This is a genomic window from Anabaena sp. EIM26, from assembly GCF_057568715.1.
Map to the genome: position 1 here is coordinate 4,173,119 of NZ_CM172472.1, position 16,849 is coordinate 4,189,967.

The following is a 16,849-nucleotide window of genomic DNA, read 5'->3' on the forward strand; positions in this document are numbered from 1 at the left end:
TTATTGTACTTAATTGCTGAGTATTTAAACCTGATAAACTTAATTTTATGGTAATATTTTAGCTACAAGTAATTGTAAACATCTGTGGCTATAGGATTTCAAACTAACGGGGAATCAAGAAGGCGGAGACATTCTGTACATCCACTCCAACGCCTGTTTGACTATGGAGATAAGTATCGTCGGCAAATTTGGCTGGCAATTGGTGCTTCTATCCTGAATAAAGTTTTTGACTTAGCACCACCAGCATTAGTAGGTATTGCGGTGGATGTGGTAGTTAAGCGGCAGGATTCTATTATTGCTCAGTTGGGTGTAAAAGAGATTTCTGGACAATTTTTGATTTTGTCCATTCTGACTGTGATTACTTGGATTTTAGAATCATTTTTTGAATATTGCTACAAATTGTTGTGGCGAAATTTGGGGCAGAATATTCAACATAATTTGCGACTGGATGCATATAAACACCTCCAAGAATTGGAATTAGCTTATTTTGAAGAACGTAGTACTGGCGGTTTAATGTCTATCCTTAGTGATGATGTTAACCAATTAGAGCGTTTTTTAGATGTGGGCGCAAATGATATTATTCAAGTAGTAACAACTATTGTTATCATTGGCAGCGCATTTTTTATTTTAGCTCCTAGTGTGGCATGGATGGCAATGTTGCCTATGCCTTTTATTTTAGGTGGTTCGGTAGCTTTTCAGAAATTACTAGCACCACGTTATGCTGAAGTGCGGGAAAAAGTTGGTTTGCTGAATGGGAGGTTATCGAATAATCTCAGCGGGATTACTACTATTAAAAGTTTTACATCTGAAGATTATGAAGCTAAACGTTTAGAATTTGAAAGTGATGCTTATCGCCAAAGTAATGCTAAGGCAATTTCTCTAGATGGTGTGAATTTACAAAATTTAAATTTGCAAGATTTACGCCGTTGTATTGGTTTGGTAAGTCAGGATGTATTTTTGTTTCATGGTACGGTAGCTGAAAATATTGCCTATGGCACATTTGATGCCAAAAATGAAGATATCATCATGGCTGCAAAAGTAGCTGAAGCAGATGATTTTATTATGCTGTTGCCCCAAGGTTATGAGACAATTGTGGGGGAGAGGGGGCAGAAGTTATCTGGTGGACAAAGACAACGGATTGCGAACTGACAAGTCAGCGCTTGCGCTATCGCTCGCGCAGTGTTAAAAGATCCACCAATTTTGATCTTGGATGAAGCGACCTCAGCAGTGGATAATGAGACAGAAGCAGCTATTCAGCGTTCTCTAGAACGGATTACCGTCAATCGGACTACGATAGCCATCGCACATCGTCTTTCTACTATCCGCAATGCTGATTGCATTTATGTCATGGAACACGGACAATTAGTAGAGTCGGGAACCCATGAACAACTTTTAGAAAAAAATGGTATTTATACAAGCCTCTGGCGTGTACAATCAGGTTTAAAATAAAAGTCTTCAATTACGAATTACGAATTACGAATTAATTATGATGTTTGGTAGTACACAACCGGAAACGGAAGATAGCAAATGGCGGCGACAATTAGATAGATTTGTCAAAGCCAACCAGCAAGAATTAGCAGCTTTGTTTTGGGGATTGAGGTTAGAAAATGGTGATAGTCAAGGTACTATTGGTATTGATTTACAACCAAAGCCTCATTTTGTTTATTGTCCCCAAGTCGAAATAGAAAAACTAAATGATAGGGTTGAAAATCGTCTGCAAGAACTTTTAGGAATTATTGATAATAATAAACCAGAAACGGAAGTTGTTATGATTGGGATTGGTAAGGGGGAAGTTAAATTAATTCAATTTGCACCTGAACCCAAACCAGAAGTTTGTTTTGATCAAGTGGGTAAAGATGTAGATAGTTTGTTGGAATTGTTGGAAGAGAGAATGAGTGAACAGATAAATGCCTTTTAACGCAGAGGGACGCTGAGGATTTATGGGGATGGAAAAAATTAGAAGTAAAATTATTAAAAGTTAGAACGTCTATGTACTAGTTTTACGCCTGTTTCCTGAATTCTACTATCTGTACACAAAGTCTCCAAAATTTTACAGTATCACTGTTGTATTAGTATTCTTTGATCTTGGAATCATTTTCATTCCCCCAGGTGCAGCTAAAGTTAAACCCCGACGCACAGGATTAACAGGACGCTGATTTAATAGTGAGAGTTGAAAATTTGAAAGAATGGTTGCTAATACTATTTTCATTTCATATTGAGCAAATGCTAACCCAATACAACGACGATTTCCACCACCAAAGGGTAAGTATTCATAAGGTGAAAATTGCCTTTCTAAAAAGCGTTCTGGTTTAAATTGTTTGGGTTGCTGATATACTTCTTCTCGATGATGTGCTAAGTAAATACTGGGGATGATAAATGTTCCTGCTGGTAATTTATAACCCATAACCTCAATCGGAGTTTTGACAACTCGCACGAAACCTGCCATCACAATGGGGTAAATTCGCAGTGTTTCTTGACAAACTGCTGTTAAATAGGGAATTTTAGCGATTTGACTGAGTTCTGGATTAACTCCCAAAGAGTTTATTTCCTGTAGTAATTTTTTTTGGACTTCTGGTAGTCTGTCTAACCAGTAAAACGCCCAGGTTAACGCGGAAGCTGTGGTTTCATGTCCCGCTACTAAAACAGTCATTTGCACGATCTATATATTCTAAATTTTAACCGGGGCAATTTTTTTAGATTGCAAGTCCCCAAAAAGCGGTACATTTATGTAATAACAACTTGAAATAGTTAGTAATTTTAATCCAAAATCTAAAAACCCGAATTGGGATCAGGCTGGATCGGAAGTAAAAAGTGCCAAAAATCATCGCTATCCTTAATGGTAAGGGCGGAGTCGGTAAAACGACTACCGCAGTCAACTTAGCGGCTAACTTTGCCCAAAACAAAAAAGTCCTGCTGATAGATGCAGATCTTCAAGGTTCTGCTAGTTGGTGGTTTCGACGAAATCAGCAGGGGATGGGATTTGATTTGGCTCAAGATACAAATCCACAACTTTTAGGTGAATTACCCAAGATTACAAGTTACGATTTAGTCATAGTAGATACGCCTCCAGCATTGCGTTCTGAAGCTTTAGCGGCGGTAGTAGGGATTGCAGATTATCTAGTTTTACCCACACCCCCAGCAGCAATGGATTTAGCCGTCCTGATTGAGACAGTTAGACAAGCCGTTATCCCTATGGGTACTCCCCATCGGGTACTGTTAACTAAAGTGGATACCCGCAGTTCAGGGGAAGCACTAGAAGCACAAAAAACTCTTTTACAACTAGGTATTCCAGTTTTTAATACTTTTATTCGTACCTATAAAGCGCATGAAAGAGCCGCCCTTGAAGGTGTAACAATTACTCAATGGCGAGGAAGAAACGCACGGGAAGCAGAATCTGATTACCGTCGAGTGGCTGATGAATTAATGCATGATTGGAGGAAATAATGGCTAAGAAAAATCTTTCTGACTTACTACAAGAAGAAGCACAAAAATTTACACCCCAGGTTGGTGACACAGCAATTGAAGTAACTGCACAAAAAGTTGAAGAAGAGAATTCTGCACCAATGGAGGAAGAACCAGCATCAACTTCTAATAGGCGCACAACTCCGACTAAGGCAGATTTAGAAATTACAATTAAAGAATTGACTGCAACTCTGGAAAAAGTACAGAAAAAAGAAGTTTCCCTGAAGGAGCAAATTAGCGATTTCAAAACAGATTTATCTGTACAGAAGGCTTTGGCAGAACGTTTGACTACAGAACTTCATGAAACTAAGAAAACAGCCCTGCAATTAGCCGAATCTAATTCTAAATTAATAGCAGAAATTAATGAATTAAAGAAAGTCAAAGAACCTGTCAAAGAAACTTTCAAAGAACCTGTAAAAGAAACTTCCAGATCTTTATCCATTAATCCCAAAAAATCACACAGATCCTCTGAAAGACTTCAAGAAATGCCCAACCAATCAAATGATAATTTTGCAGATAATACATGGTTATATGATTAGAATTTAACCGCGAAATTCTAAAATATGTTGGGCGGTAATTTGTGGTTTTTCTAAGTGGGGGATATGTCCACAATCTTGAATCCAAATTAGTTGACTTTCGGGAATTGCTTTTTGAAACTTTTTCGCATCCCCAGTTCCCAAAATTTTATCGTTATCGCCCCATAAAATTAGCGTTGGTTGCCCAATTTGTGCAAGTTGCTGAAGTTTAAAAGCAGTGTAACCGCCACTTTTAGTAAAAGCAATCAACGCCTGGTTCCAATTAGGCATTTTTAGATGCAACTCTCCACAACATAAAGCGTCCGCAGAAATCAGACTAGGATTATTGTAAGCAGTACGACAAATGCGATCGCGCACTTTGGGATTTCGCAAAAACTCAGCTGCCAAAGAATACAACGGTGCAAACATCAATTTACTTAAAGCTGAACCGCCTTTCAACCCCGCACTATCTATTAACACCAACTTCTGCACCACTTCAGGGTACGTCAGGGCAAAATCAATTGCCGCAGCACCACCCATCGAAGCACCAACCAAAATCACAGGTTGCTTGATCAGGGTTTTCCAGAAAGAATAAAGATGAGTTTTAATGGCTATGGGGCTATAATCAATCCCCGCAAGTCTATCTGTAAAGCCAAAACCCAATAAATCCACTGCCCAAGTTTCATTCTCTTCAGCTAACAAGGGTAACAGCCGCCGAAATTCTAGAATAGAACTGTCAAAACCGTGAATTAAGAGGATCGGTATACCACCACTACCTTGCTGTATATAAGTAGTAGCGATTGATTCATTATTTGCGGAGGTAGCAATAATCGCTTGACTTTGGATACTTTTAGCCAAAGCGATAGATGTAGGTTCACTTAGTTGCCCAACTGCGGCAGGTAAAAAACTTGGAAACATAAAAATTAGTTTACCTGAACAACTGACAAAAAGAAAATTTTCCCAAATGTTAAACCTGTAACCAAAGCCTCGTACAATAAATATTGCTTATCCATGACTGAGGAGAGTGAAGCCATGCCAATGGCGGTTGGCGTAATTGAAACTTTAGGTTTTCCGGCAGTACTGGCATCAGCAGATGCAATGGTAAAATCTGCCGCTGTCACAATCGTATATTATGGTATAGCCGAAAGCGGTCGCTTATTAGTGGCTGTTAGAGGACACGTTGCCGAAGTCAGAACAGCAGTTGAAGCAGGAATTACCGCCGGAGAAGAAGTTTATGGTGGGCAAGTAATTACCCATTATATAGTTCCCAATCCCCCGGAAAATGTGGAAACCATTCTACCCATCCACTTCACTTCAAAATCTGAACCTTTTCGGATGTTTTGAGCAAGTTCTCTATCAAAATTGGCAGCACAACTTCTTAAAATTAATTTGTAGCGCCATATAACTTTTATTCATACAGGAGATTACTAATGTCACTACAGGCAGTTGGCGCACTTGAAACTAAAGGTTTTCCGGCAGTACTTGCAGCCGCAGATGCAATGGTAAAAGCTGGAAGAGTCACTCTAGTTGGTTATATCAGAGTTGGTAGCGCCCGCTTTACAGTTAATATTCGTGGCGATGTTTCTGAAGTTAAGGCAGCTATGGCTGCTGGTGTGGAAGCAGCAGAAAACGTTTATGGTGGCACTCTGGAATCCTGGGTAATTATTGCCCGTCCCCATGAAAACGTCGAAGCTGTTCTCCCTATCGCCTACACAGCAGATGTTCAACAGTATCGGGAATCCGTAGAAAATCCCATCGTCAGATCATCCAACGGCATATAAATGCAGCTTTTCAAGAGTCCACAGTCTGTCTAAATTGACTACGGACTCTCAAAGATGTAGGTTTTTATTAAAAAATTTTAGTTTTATTACTGAACTTAACCCAAAAGAATTACTTAAACCTAGTGATCACAGTCACAGTACACTTACAGCCTATTTATAGTAGTATTCTAATACTGAATTAATTGATGAGGAGTTCTCACTTATCCCATTTGATCAAGATAACTTCCTAGGTTTTTAGATACATGATTTTTTAAGGAAAAAACCTGAAACTTTAGTTAACTTCGGTTTTCAAATTCATTTCTAAAAACTATGCACGGATGTATGTAAATTGATAAAACTGTTACTTTTCTTATTCTCTAATAAACACCAAGAATTGTAAAGAGATTTGACCACAAATCACGACAAAAGTCTGAAACTTAGATAAGTAAATACACGTCCTATGATAGTGAATCATCATTTTGATCTTGGGAAAGCAAATTAACTAAACCAAAAGTTTCTATATAACTTTAGTGACTCAAAACCTAATCAAGAATTAAGCACAGACATTGATTAATCAGGATTTTGAGATCAGGGGCAGCTACTAGTTAATAACTTAAGTTGGTATGGGGGTTGTGATGCAAACTTTAAAACAGAGTTTCGAGGAGCGCAATCTCACTATGGAAAACGATGCGGCAAATCTGGCGCAATATTGGCAAAAGCGACTCGCTGCTGAATGTCCAGAACAAAGTGAGGTTGCTAGAGAAAGTATTATGTTTTGGCTTTTGGGGGTAGATTTAAAAAGATTTGATCTACTCAACCCCAAAGAATTGGAAATTGCCAAGCAAGCAATGGAGTACCGCTGGCGGATTTTACAGCAGCGTTATTTGGGAGTGGGACGAGAACGTGCTTATCGTAACTTGCTCAGTCGCTTGGGTAGTGTGATGACACTGAGAAATAAAATTCAGACTTGGGTAGCTCTGAGTCGCGATCGCCAGCGCAGTGTAATGGATGTATTACAAGAAGTACTCCAAGAACTGCTCCAAAGTGACACATATATGCAGCAGCAAATGTCTTCAATTGCTGAAATCAGTGCTGATAGAAGATTGCAGGATACTTTACTATTTGCCAGTATAGAGGAATATTGTTTGCGACCAGTCCGCAACCAACCCCTATTAGTGTACCGTTTTGTTAACTATCTGCGCCGGATTCAGCGGGGGGGCTTAACTCAAGTTCCAGTCAGTGACTTGATTAGACTAGTTTCCGACGAAGTTTTGACTGAAGATACTGACAATCCACTCAACTTAGTCGATAGTCAAGCGATCGCTCAATATCAAGAAGCACAAAAAGTAGAAGAACAACAATCACTACGTCAAGCCGTACATCAAGAATTTGAGCAATATTTACTGCAAAATTTAGGGCAACAAGCAGTAGACTGGCTGCAATTATATCTCCAAGGTAAATCTCAAGAAGAGATTGCCAAAAAACTCAATAAGCCAATTAAGGAAGTATATCGACTGCGCGAAAAAATTAGCTACCATGCTGTCCGCGTTTTTGCTATCAAAGGTAAACCAGAACTCGTAGATAACTGGCTTTCAACTTCCTTGCAAGAAAATAACTTGGGGCTAACACAACGCCAATGGCAGCAACTTGACGAAACATTAACGCCTCTGGGCAGGAACATTCTTCAGCTACGGATAGCCGGGAACTCTATGGAAGCTATAGCCCAAAGCTTACAACTTAAAACCCATCAAGTAATAGGCGAATGGACTAAAGTATATCTTGCTGCCCAAACCTTGAGAACTCAAGATTAACTCAACACAGTAGTTTGAGAACTCTGTTTTTGATCACAATACATAATTGTTATGTTGTAATCAAAGCATTGAGATCAAGTTCGGTTAATTATTTAGCATAAATTTGGACTCGTTGTTAATAGCTAATTGCTGTTTACTTACCATAACTCATCGCCTGGTTATGATTATAGCAAGCCAAACTTACCAATTAGTCCTAACAAATTTAATAAGTGTTAGAACTGACATAGTACCATTGCTCAGTTTTTTTAAATATGAATAGCTTATATTACATACATAATACAAGCAATCTATGGTAAAAAACTGAAAAGTTACAATCTTATTGAATTAATTCCTTGTGAATCTTTCATGCAAATAGAGGTTTTTAGTGATCTTTTTCCCTTGTTGAGTACAGCCAACCCACAAACTTTGGAATGGTTACTTAACATAGCAGTTGAACACGAATACCCATCTGGACGAGCAGTTTTGATGGAAGATGCTTGGGGTAATGCAGTTTACTTCTTGGTTTCTGGTTGGGTTAAAGTTCGACGCACCAATGGTGATGATTCTGTGACAATAGCAATTTTAGGCCAGGGCGATTTTTTTGGAGAAATGGCGGTTTTAGATGAATCACCACGATCAACAGATGTCATTGCCCTTTCACCGGTGAAATTATTAACTGTCTCCAGAGAACGTTTTATCCAAATATTGTTCAAAGATCCGCAATTACATCATAGGATGCTGCAACTAATGGTGCGACGAGTGCGGCAAATTAATATCCGTTTGCAAATGCGGTCTTCACCACCAGCAGTCAAACTCGCCCACACTCTAGTTGGCTTGAGTGATAACTATGGTAAAAAGTCAGACCAAGGACAGGAAATTTTTTACATCCCTTTTAAAGATTTGGCAGAAGTAACCGAAATTACCCTTGATGAAACTACCAAAATCATGGAAAAACTTCATGAAAAAGGATGGATTAAAATTGACCCCCCTAATAACTCCATTGATATCATTAATGTTAAGCAACTAGTAAATTTGGCTAATAAATTCTAATTGCAGCTTAGTGGTAACAAACCTTGCATTAATTGATTATTTACTACTATCTATCAACTGTTGACTATTGACTAAATAACACCACAATCAGGACACAAAATGACTGAAGCAATAGCTATTCGTTTTAACACTCCAGTTCAAGGAGTGTATCCACTAATTCATTACTGGGTAGCAATGCCCCAACCAGAAAATCATCTGTTTGAGGTAACTCTACATTTTGTAGATTATCCATTGCCGATTCTTGATCTAAAAATGCCAGTTTGGACACCTGGTTCTTACTTGGTGCGAGAATATGCTAAAAATCTACAAGATTTTGCGGCATTTTCAGAAGAAGAAACACCTTTACCTTGGCGGAAAATAAGTAAAAATCACTGGCAGGTAGAGAAAGGTGATGCGGCTAAAGTCATCTTGCGCTATCGAGTTTTTGCTAATGAACTATCGGTACGCACAAATCATTTGGATGCTACCCACGCTTATTTTAATAGTGCGGCGCTATTTTTGAGAATCCCTGGTTGGCAAGAGCGACCAATTCACATTACTATTGTACCACCGCACCCAGAGTGGCAGGTCACTACAGGTTTACCAAAAGTTGCTGATCAAAACAATACCTTCTTAGCTGCGGATTTTGATACTCTTGTCGATAGTCCTTTTGAAATTGGTAATCATCAGATTTTTGACTTTGAAGTATTAGGCAAATCTCATGAATTGGCAATTTGGGGACAGGGTAACTATCAAGTACAACAGATGCTTACTGACTTTAAAAAAATTATAGAAGTCGAAGCCGAAATGTTTGGTGGTTTGCCCTATGAAAGATATGTATTCATACTACATTTATTTAACCAAGCCTATGGCGGGTTAGAGCATAAAAATTCTTGCTCGTTAATTTATCACCGTTTTGGTTTTCGCAATCAAGATAAATATGAGCGCTTTATTCAATTAGTAGCACACGAGTTTTTTCACCTGTGGAATGTCAAAAGAATTCGCCCAAAAGCCTTAGAGGTGTTTGATTATGACCAAGAAAACTATACATCATCTCTTTGGTTTTGCGAAGGAACAACCAGTTACTATGATTTGGTAATTCCTCTGCGGGCAGGAATTTATAATGCTACATCGTATTTGAACCATTTAAGTCAGGAAATTACCAAATATAACAATATTCCCGGACGTAAAGTACAACCTCTTTCTGAGTCAAGTTTTGATACTTGGATTAAACTTTATCGTCCTGATGCTAATAGTTGTAATTCGCAAATCTCCTACTATTTAAAAGGAGAAATGGTATCACTTTTGCTTGATTTATTAATTCGTTCTCGCCATAGCAATCAGCTTTCTTTGGATAGCGTCATGCTGAAAATGTGGCAACAATTTGGACAAGCAGAAGTTGGTTATACTTCAGAGCAGTTAAAGGAAACAATGGAATCTGTAGCAGGGATAGATTTATCTGATTTCTTTAACAAGTATATTCATGGTCTAGATGATTTACCATTTAATCAATATTTAGAACCTTTTGGTATACAACTAGTAGAGGAAAAGGATGAAGAACCTTTCTTGGGTGTGAAAACAAAAACTGAATATGGAAGGGAAATAATTAAATTTGTGGAAATAGGTTCACCTGCAAATATAGCAGGAATTGATCCAGGTGATGAATTATTAGCGATTGATGGGATTAAGGTAGGAACAAGTCTTTTAAGCGAACGTTTAAAAGATTATTTACCTAATGACACTATCGAAATTACAGTTTTTCACCAAGACGAATTACGTCAATATTGTGTATCTCTAGCAATACAACAACCTGCTAAATATCAACTCAAGTCAGTTGATCACCCTTCCCGCACTCAGCAAGATAATTTTGCGAATTGGTTGGGTGTATCTTTAAAAACTATTCATTAAGAATACTCATTCACCCACCGGCAACTAAAGGTGAAATTGTAGTTATTAACGACCTAGTTTTACGCTGAAGATGTTGATGAAAGTTTCCCAAAAAGATTTGAATATACTGCTAGTACGATATAAAGAAGAAAATGTTGAGATCATCTGCTAATTTTTAAATTTAGCAAATTAAAATTTACCCCTTACGAAACTTTTGCTTATAAGGGGTAAATCTAACCAGAAAAAATTATTTTTTGGTTATTTATTATGACTTTTTAAAACACCTGGTTCTTGCTGAATAGGTAGGACATCTAAAATATCAGTTTGGGAACAATATTTTAAATCTTCTAAACATTCCAGGCGTAATAATCGTTTACCGTGACTAGCTTGGTAGAATAATCCCAGTAAGTCATTTTGCCATTGTGAATAGAGAGCGATCGCACTGGTGACTTCATCATTACCAGTTAAATCTTCTAAAGAAGAATTCGTTTGTTGCCAAATGCTATGAGCGATCGCACCAGCACAAACAGTATCCTCTAAAGAAAAACTGCCTTCCCAACCAGAACCAACAATCCAGACTGTCTCCGGTTGCTTTTCTAGGAGAAATTGCACCACAGCAGCCCGGTTAATTAAAGCAGCAGCGAGAACAATTGGCGCATTCTGTATCCGTTGTAAGGCGCGAGTTCCATTAGTGGTACTGATAAATAAGCGCCGCCCCTGTACCAATTCTGCTGTGCAATCTAAGGGTGAATTACCCAATTCAAAGCCAGCTACCTTTGCACCGCCACGTTCTCCAGCACGTAATCGTTTTTCCGATGGCCATTTTTCGCTAACTTCCACTAGTTGGTCTAAATCACTGAAGACTTGCACCGCTTCGCCTCCAGCCGCTAAAACTGTCGCCATTGTGCTAGTTGCTCGCAAGACATCAACAGCGATCGCGCATTCTGGCGCTTCATCAGTTGGAGTTAATTCTGGAGTATGATATACAAATATCTTCACGCGCTGGATATACCTGCTTTATAAATACTGCGGTTATATTTTACCCACTTGATGTCACAAACTGTTGATACTTAACCCTATCTTTCTATCAATACATAAATACTATAAAATTATCAAAAGCATATTTATCAAGGTTTGAAGCTTGGTATTGCATCTTCTAATCTCAAAGATAGAAAAACACAGAGATTGTCTAAATCATGATTTTCAGGATTAACATAACCATTTGCTTAACTTCTAGACTCAACTCCAGCAAATATGTCATAAGTAAATAAAAAGGTTGTTCAACACAAATTGACTTATGACGGTTTCTGTAACATCAACTCCTGACTTACCTTCCCGGCTAGTGAATGGTATCCTCTCAATTCAACCTTTAGCGAACCTCGCCAAACACCAAGCCAGACAAATGATGATCAAACGGGCTGAAAAAATTGGCGTTTTTTGGACACAAGAAGTAGAAAAACTGCGATCGCGTGATTGGTCTACAGATTTAGCTCAAGTCCAAAATTCTCAGCTAACCTACCCAGACTACTACGTCACCTCATTCCACGCTTACAAAACCGGAAATCTCAGTTGGCAAGCTGCTTTTGAGGTAGAACCTGCTGCTCATGCCGTCCACGCTAAAATTTGGCAAGATACCGAAGCCTCAGGTGATGCGAAACTACGCCAAAGTTACCATAAAATCGTCGAAAGTTCCATTTCCCAACCACCACAAGACATCCTAGATTTAGGTTGTAGTGTGGGAATGAGTACTTTTGCCCTGCAAGCAGTTTATCCCCAGTCCAAAATTACTGGTTTAGATTTATCTCCCTACTTCTTAGCTGTAGCTAACTACCGCACCCAACAACATCAAGCTAAAATTAACTGGGTTCATGCTGCTGCCGAATCTACAGGATTCCCAAATCAATCATTTGATTTAGTCTCCATTTTTCTCATGTGCCATGAATTACCCCAGTCAGCAACCCAAAATATTTTTGCAGAAGCAAGACGTGTTTTGCGTCCAGGTGGGCATTTAGCAATTATGGACATGAATCCCAAATCGGAAATTTACAAGAAAATGCCAACATACATCTTAACTCTGCTCAAAAGTACCGAACCTTATTTAGATGAATACTTCAGTTTGGATATTGAGCAAGCTTTAGTAAAGGCAGGTTTTCAAACTCCTACCATCACTAGCAATAGCCCCCGTCACCGGACTGTAATTGCTCAGGTGTGTGGCTAATTTATCTCTCATACTATGGGCAGTCATTCCACCGCTGCTGTTTTTGTGGTTTTATTACCGCCGGACTCATGCTGCCCCGCCACCGCTACAATTGCTCTTTTTCTTCATCTTTGGCGCAATGTCTGGTTTCGTAGCCCTGGGACTAGAATGGACGGTGGAAACTGTTGCTAACTCAGTTATAGACTGGGCAAAAATACAGCGTTCTTTTTTTGGCTTTTCCCTGCGACAGATCATGGTAATAGCACCAATTGAAGAAGGCTGTAAGTTAGCCGCAGTTATCTTGCCTATCTGTTATCTTCAACGCAGATACCAATTTCGTGCTACAACTGTTTTTCTTTTTACCATCGCTGTGGCTTTAGGATTTACGGCTGAAGAAAACTGGATTTACTGGTTTCACGGTACAGCATCAATTCTAGAAAGGTTGATTAGCACTCCTGTACATTCTATGTTTTCTGCACCCTGGGGTTATGCACTAGGAATATATATTGCTTCCACAAGGCGTTTAAATAGAGACAGAAGTTTGATTTTTATAGCTTGGTTAAATGCTGTCTTTTTTCATGCTTTGGTGAATATTTTATCTAGGGCTTGGGTTTATCCACGTCCAATCCATTTTCTTAGTTACGCTTTATTTCCTTTACTGTTGTGGATGTTTTGGCGGTTAGAGCAACTACTACGAAGAGTGCAACGCAAAAGTATTATTACTTTAATCTCCGGTTACACACCCCAAACTCGTTATTTGCAAAGGAGTTTAGTGCTATTAATTCTCTTACTAGGTGGAAATGCTATTTTTGGGTTGTTTCTTCTCGCTAGAAAACTCAGTCCTTTGCGGTGGGAGCAACTGTTTGAGCCGGATATTTTCTCGTTTATACTTAAACAAATAGCAATAAATATATTTTTAGGAGTTTTGTCCTGGTTAATTTATCGGTATTTACGATATTTAGCTGGTCGTCGGTATTTTTTAAAGTTAGGAAAATACTAGGAGATTTTTATGCAAGCAACTCCAGTACGTTGGACTACTGCTGATTTAGAGTTATTCGCAGGCGATAAAAGAAATCGCTATGAGATTATTGAGGGAGAATTATTTATGACCAGAGCGCCTCATTGGGATCATCAGTTTAGCTGTGTTAATATCAGTACTGTTCTCAAAGTTTGGTCAGATGAAAGTGGTTTGGGGAAGGTGGCTGTCGCACCAGGAATTATTTTCTCAGATAGTGATAATGTGATTCCAGATGTAGTCTGGGCTAGTCATGAATCTTTAGAACGTCTCCTAGATGAAGCTGGACACCTAATCGGCGCACCAGAATTAGTGGTTGAGGTGTTGTCCCCAGGAGAAAAAAATGAAAAACGTGATAAAGAATCGAAACTGAAGCTTTACTCAGTCCAAGGAGTTCGAGAATATTGGATTTGTGATCCAATCGCTAAAAAAGTAGAAGTTTATCATCGTCAACAAGCTGTTTTAAAGTTAGCCGCTACTTTATTTAGTGCAGATGAATTGATTAGTCCTTTATTACCAGGATTCAAGTGTTTAGTAAGTCAACTTTTTTAATTCATAAGATAGATCCCCGACTTCTTTAAGAAGTTGGGGATCTGGGTATTTTAAACTCTTGCCAATACTGGCTGACTGACTGCGACACTAACTGAGTTAGAATCAAATTCAGCGGCGTAAATTTCGCAGGAATTATTAGGGCTTTCAATGAGTTTGACCTTGTAAAGCTTGGCTCCTAGCTCTTGAATAGGCGATCGCAATACGTTACTAATATAAAGGGCGATATTCTCAGCAGTGGGAACAACTTTAGCAAAGAAAGCAATATCTTTGTTTAAAAAGGTGTGATCAAATGGTTCTACTACATAATCTGCAATTACCTGATTTAACGCACCTAAATCTACAGTCATACCCGTGCGAGGATCAATTTCTCCTTTCACAGTGACTTCTAAATGGTAGTTATGTCCATGTCCATTCACACGAGCGCATTTACCATAAATCTCTGTATTCTCTTCTAAACTCAAATCAGGATGAGCTAGTCTGTGCGCTGCGCTAAAGTGAGTACTAATACTTAAATATGCTTCCATGCCGTTGCCCATATAATCTGCCCAAAGTTCAGGATTTTCAAATAACTGCACGCGGACTAAAGGTAAATGGGGTGCGAGACGTTCCCAAATCACCCGCGCAATATTTTCTGTGGTGGGGAGAGTTTGCTGAAATTCTGTCCACACATCATTGAGATAAGAAAAATCTAGTTGACCAGTAACTTCCCGCTTGATGACGTGTTTTACATCAGACAAGTTCAGCACCATACCATATTCATCTAATTCCCCAGCGAGGGAAATAAATAAAACATAGTTGTGCCCGTGTCCGGGAAATTTCGAGCAAAGACCAAATTTTTCCACATTTTCGTTTTCACTCAGTTCTGGCAACCAATACCGATGGCTGGCCGAAAACTGAGCGCGGCGATTTACAATACATTGCATGAGTACTCTGGTAACAGAACTTAAAATTTCTTAATCTTTTACTGTTATCAGTATAAACTAATTTGCTTGCTTAGTGGTCAGTTGTTTTTTTACTGGTAACTATTGATAAAAGTGAGAGTTTGGAAGAGTGTAATCTATTTGCAGTATGTATAAAATACTATATAAACTTTTTGGTATAAAGACTTGCTGTGTGCCAATTAGTGATATAAAATTTTAGAAGACTATAGATCCTTTTTAAGTCCTAAAGTTTTTAAGTAAAGTTACAGTTTTTATCTCTTGTAGGGTGCGTCAGACCCGATAGTTTAGTACAGAACAGATTTTCTCTATCTGACGCACCGCACTAATATGGGATTCCAAAAGCCTGAAACTAGGCAATTTCCTTCATACATATTATGTACAATTTGTATATTGTGTAAGTCTTGTGTTATTAAAAGTAATTTAAAGAAAGTAAATATACGTTAATGACTTGCCTGAACAACTGTCTATACAAGTATTAGAAATTGCATTCACTAGCAAAATATGGAAGACGATTTTTGGGGATGGGTACAGGAGCAGATGGCAGGATTTTTACTTACTGCCGGATTAAAGCGTATTGGTATACCAATAGTGGTAATATTGTTTATTTTTTTCTTGCTAGGAAAGATAGGTAATCAGCCAAGACTAGTTAATACTAATGCTAATGCTTCAAGCTATACACCATGCTTAAATATGAATAAGATTCCTACTTTGAGGATGGAAAGTAGAGGTCAAGCAGTAGCAGTATTGCAAAAACGACTCACTAATATGGGTTTCTATACAAAGGTAGACGGAGTATTTAAAAAGAATACCCAGCAAGCAATAATAAGGTTTCAGAAAAGCAGAGGAATAAAACCAGACGGTATAGTTGGTTATAAAACTTGGATTAGCTTGTTTAAGCAATGTTAGAGCGATCGCGTATTTTCTCAACAATGGCAAATAGTGATTAAAACAATCAGCAATTCACTGTTGCTTTTATCTTAGAATAATTACAGAAGTCTATATAACTTGAATTTGAAGGTTGTTCCATGCCTTACCCTAAACTCAGTGGTGAAGAAATTACCAAACGTGGTAAAGAATTCTATGAGAAAAGCATCCGCACTCTAGTAGAGAAAACAGACAACATTGGCAAAATTATTTCAATTAATGTAGAAACAGGTGAATATGAAATTGGTAATGATTTAATAACCACCAGCCGCAAATTACAAACTAAACAAGCTGATGCAGCAATTTGGGCAGGACGAATTGGCTATAATGCGGTTTATGCTGTTGGTGGTACATTGATCAGGACAGCACAGTGATACATGGAACTGTAGTTGGGCTGCAAGCTCGAATTAACGTAATATTTCATTTACCAGAAGGATTAAATATAGAAATTGGATGTGTTGTTGATACAGGATTTGAAGGTTTCTTAACTTTACCAGCAGATGCAATTACTAAACTTGGGCTGCCCTACCTTGCTAGTATTGAAGCAAATCTTGCTGATAATTCTAATGTTCCAGTTAATGTTTTTTTGGCAAATATTGTATGGAATGGTGTCGAGAGAGAAGTTGCAGTTTTAGCTATGGGTAGTCGTCCTCTGATTGGAACTGCGCTGCTTGAAGATTCTCATCTCAGTATAGATTTCTATGATGGTGGTACGGTTGTAGTTGATGAGATCCTATAATTTTGAGCATGATATAACTAAAGCTGGCTTAACAAATC

At 38.4% G+C, this 16,849-nt stretch carries 17 protein-coding genes and 2 pseudogenes; 15 read left to right on the plus strand and 4 right to left on the minus strand.

The genetic code is table 11. From position 1 onward, the window contains the following. Positions 1–84: 84 nt before the first annotated feature. Together AC012T_RS18015 and ccmS are read left to right on the plus strand one after the other, a co-directional pair. Positions 85–1,449: pseudogene (locus AC012T_RS18015) on the plus strand (ABC transporter ATP-binding protein). A 37-nt stretch (positions 1,450–1,486) separates the two neighbouring features. After that, the gene (gene ccmS, locus AC012T_RS18020) at positions 1,487–1,918 is read left to right on the plus strand and encodes a beta-carboxysome assembly chaperone CcmS (protein WP_487060122.1); all 432 of its coding nucleotides are present in this window, start codon (positions 1,487–1,489) and stop codon (positions 1,916–1,918) included. 132 nt (positions 1,919–2,050) lie between these two features. Here ccmS and AC012T_RS18025 read toward each other — a convergent pair. Beyond that, positions 2,051–2,650 (minus strand): annotated as a pseudogene (locus AC012T_RS18025) (cytochrome P450); the annotation flags it as partial. A gap of 161 nt (positions 2,651–2,811) precedes the next feature. On the opposite strand from AC012T_RS18025, the gene AC012T_RS18030 reads away from it, so the two are divergent. Continuing rightward, positions 2,812–3,444: a nucleotide-binding protein gene (locus AC012T_RS18030; protein WP_487060123.1), complete on the plus strand. Its 633-nt coding sequence runs from the start codon at positions 2,812–2,814 to the stop codon at positions 3,442–3,444. Beyond that, the gene (locus AC012T_RS18035) at positions 3,444–4,001 is read left to right on the plus strand and encodes a hypothetical protein (RefSeq protein ID WP_487060124.1); all 558 of its coding nucleotides are present in this window, start codon (positions 3,444–3,446) and stop codon (positions 3,999–4,001) included. The genes AC012T_RS18030 and AC012T_RS18035 overlap by 1 nt, the downstream gene beginning before the upstream one ends. A 3-nt stretch (positions 4,002–4,004) precedes the next feature. Here the strand turns inward: AC012T_RS18035 and AC012T_RS18040 are convergent, their stop codons facing one another. Then, on the minus strand, positions 4,005–4,895 hold the full coding sequence (locus AC012T_RS18040; protein WP_487060125.1) for an alpha/beta fold hydrolase: 891 nt from the start codon (positions 4,893–4,895) through the stop codon (positions 4,005–4,007). A gap of 114 nt (positions 4,896–5,009) precedes the next feature. On the opposite strand from AC012T_RS18040, the gene AC012T_RS18045 reads away from it, so the two are divergent. The 5 genes from AC012T_RS18045 to AC012T_RS18065 all read left to right on the plus strand — a co-directional run bounded on the left by AC012T_RS18045 (position 5,010) and on the right by AC012T_RS18065 (position 10,464). After that, the gene (locus AC012T_RS18045; protein WP_015215497.1) at positions 5,010–5,321 is read left to right on the plus strand and encodes a carbon dioxide-concentrating mechanism protein CcmK; all 312 of its coding nucleotides are present in this window, start codon (positions 5,010–5,012) and stop codon (positions 5,319–5,321) included. A gap of 86 nt (positions 5,322–5,407) precedes the next feature. Beyond that, complete coding sequence (locus AC012T_RS18050) at positions 5,408–5,758, plus strand: carbon dioxide-concentrating mechanism protein CcmK (RefSeq protein ID WP_487060126.1); 351 nt, start codon at positions 5,408–5,410, stop codon at positions 5,756–5,758. A 602-nt stretch (positions 5,759–6,360) separates the two neighbouring features. Beyond that, complete coding sequence (locus tag AC012T_RS18055) at positions 6,361–7,548, plus strand: HetZ-related protein 2 (protein ID WP_487060127.1); 1,188 nt, start codon at positions 6,361–6,363, stop codon at positions 7,546–7,548. A gap of 345 nt (positions 7,549–7,893) precedes the next feature. Further along, positions 7,894–8,577 carry a Crp/Fnr family transcriptional regulator gene (locus AC012T_RS18060; protein ID WP_487060128.1) on the plus strand — a complete coding sequence of 228 codons (684 nt, stop codon included), beginning with the start codon at positions 7,894–7,896 and terminating at the stop codon, positions 8,575–8,577. A gap of 99 nt (positions 8,578–8,676) precedes the next feature. Further along, positions 8,677–10,464, plus strand: coding sequence for a M61 family metallopeptidase (locus AC012T_RS18065; protein WP_487060129.1), 1,788 nt, complete (start codon positions 8,677–8,679; stop codon positions 10,462–10,464). Positions 10,465–10,701: 237 nt separating this feature from the next. Here the strand turns inward: AC012T_RS18065 and AC012T_RS18070 are convergent, their stop codons facing one another. Next, the gene (locus AC012T_RS18070; RefSeq protein WP_487060130.1) at positions 10,702–11,442 is read right to left on the minus strand and encodes a 2-phosphosulfolactate phosphatase family protein; all 741 of its coding nucleotides are present in this window, start codon (positions 11,440–11,442) and stop codon (positions 10,702–10,704) included. A gap of 298 nt (positions 11,443–11,740) precedes the next feature. Between AC012T_RS18070 and AC012T_RS18075 the strand changes: the two genes are divergently transcribed. From AC012T_RS18075 to AC012T_RS18085, 3 genes are read left to right on the plus strand one after another with little or no spacing between them, the layout of a single operon-like run. Continuing rightward, a complete protein-coding gene (locus AC012T_RS18075) occupies positions 11,741–12,661 on the plus strand; it encodes a class I SAM-dependent methyltransferase (protein ID WP_487060131.1) in 921 nt (306 codons plus the stop codon). Further along, positions 12,654–13,640: a PrsW family intramembrane metalloprotease gene (locus tag AC012T_RS18080; RefSeq protein ID WP_487060132.1), complete on the plus strand. Its 987-nt coding sequence runs from the start codon at positions 12,654–12,656 to the stop codon at positions 13,638–13,640. The genes AC012T_RS18075 and AC012T_RS18080 overlap by 8 nt, the downstream gene beginning before the upstream one ends. A gap of 9 nt (positions 13,641–13,649) precedes the next feature. Further along, entirely contained in the window at positions 13,650–14,207 is a 558-nt protein-coding gene (locus AC012T_RS18085) for a Uma2 family endonuclease (protein WP_487060133.1), read from the plus strand. A gap of 50 nt (positions 14,208–14,257) precedes the next feature. On the opposite strand, the gene AC012T_RS18090 is transcribed toward AC012T_RS18085, so the two are convergent. Then, positions 14,258–15,130, minus strand: coding sequence for a 6-carboxytetrahydropterin synthase (locus AC012T_RS18090; RefSeq protein WP_487060134.1), 873 nt, complete (start codon positions 15,128–15,130; stop codon positions 14,258–14,260). 519 nt (positions 15,131–15,649) lie between these two features. Here AC012T_RS18090 and AC012T_RS18095 point away from each other — a divergent pair. The 3 genes from AC012T_RS18095 (at position 15,650) to AC012T_RS18105 (ending at position 16,811) form a co-directional block, all read left to right on the plus strand. Further along, entirely contained in the window at positions 15,650–16,054 is a 405-nt protein-coding gene (locus AC012T_RS18095) for a peptidoglycan-binding domain-containing protein (protein ID WP_487060135.1), read from the plus strand. 119 nt (positions 16,055–16,173) lie between these two features. Continuing rightward, positions 16,174–16,446, plus strand: coding sequence for a hypothetical protein (locus tag AC012T_RS18100; RefSeq protein WP_487060136.1), 273 nt, complete (start codon positions 16,174–16,176; stop codon positions 16,444–16,446). Continuing rightward, complete coding sequence (locus tag AC012T_RS18105) at positions 16,443–16,811, plus strand: clan AA aspartic protease (protein ID WP_487060137.1); 369 nt, start codon at positions 16,443–16,445, stop codon at positions 16,809–16,811. Before AC012T_RS18100 ends, AC012T_RS18105 begins: the two co-directional genes overlap by 4 nt. The last annotated feature ends 38 nt before the right edge of the window (positions 16,812–16,849 follow it).